Below are 1,133 nucleotides of genomic sequence, written 5' to 3' on the forward strand. Positions count from 1 at the left end.
GTATACCTTGAGATGCTGCAGAATCAGCTGCTGCGTTGCCCGTATCCCTCGCTGAGTCAGGCTTCGCAAACCACTAGGGGTTTGTATCTGAAACTCCAGTACGCTGCCTTGCTTGCGTCTGCGCCCCCGTAAAATGCGATAGACCTGTCCTTGGTGCTCAAAAACAAACTCAACCTTGACCTCTTTTGCCCCAAGATGGATAACATCATCATCGGTGGCTACTCGGCTATGCCCCCACACTACCCAAGCCATTGCTTCTAACAGCGATGACTTACCAGCTCCATTCGGCCCACAGATACAAGCCACATGTAACCCCGCAAAATCGAGAGTAACCTCTCGATAGCTCAAAAAATTGATTAGGGTCAGCCGTTTTGGAATCATGACAGAGGGTTCCAGCCTATGCCTACCATAGCAAGTACGTTCGATCTTTAGTACTTACGATCTGGTTTTTAAATGGCTAGCGATCCCATCGATCTGGTTTCCTTATGAGCCCATGCATAACCAATGTTCATAAAAATGAATATGACATGAATTTATTTATAGAACGAAATTAAAGACTACCTCTATATGTCATAGTTCCATGCGTATACATCAAATTGGTAGTATCCTTCTTAGGGTATGCCTATGAAACTATTAGTCTTAATCTATTAAAGCCCGTACATTTTTTCAGAAACATATGTGTTGTTGCTGACGTCCTGATTCTGTATAGCTAGTTCAACTCCAAATCAAAATATGCGAAATCTATAGGTCATTGGGGCACCTTTAAATCGAGTTCATTATTTTCTCCAAAAAACATATATGTTGTTATCCTGCAGCTCTAAACTGACTCTAAATATAACCACTGAACATTATTTTTAAGCTGCATCATTTTCAAGCGGGAGGCTTAAATTAGAACGATTTTTATCAATGATTTTCCTTAAATGTAACGAAATATACTCATCATAGATGAGAGCATTTTTGACAAATAGTTTTATTGCGTAAATATCTTAGGAGATATCAGCAACCTGGCTAGATTTAGCCTATCTTATCCTGGTGTCTTATTTTTAGTTAGTAAAAGTTATTTGTTGACTATTATTATTTGCAGATCTGTCTCATAGTTGAATTTTCTCTATCTAGCTTCTGCGATATTGAGT

The 1,133-nt window shown here is 39.3% G+C and carries 1 protein-coding gene; it reads right to left on the reverse strand.

What is annotated here, in order from left to right; translation table 11 throughout:
* A partial coding sequence (locus IQ260_RS30705; RefSeq protein ID WP_193996821.1) for an AAA family ATPase occupies positions 1 to 381 on the reverse strand: 381 nt, incomplete at its 3' end.
* Positions 382 to 1,133 lie beyond the last annotated feature (752 nt).

It is taken from the genome of Leptolyngbya cf. ectocarpi LEGE 11479 (assembly GCF_015207065.1).
GTDB lineage: Bacteria > Cyanobacteriota > Cyanobacteriia > Phormidesmidales > Phormidesmidaceae > Leptothoe > Leptothoe ectocarpi.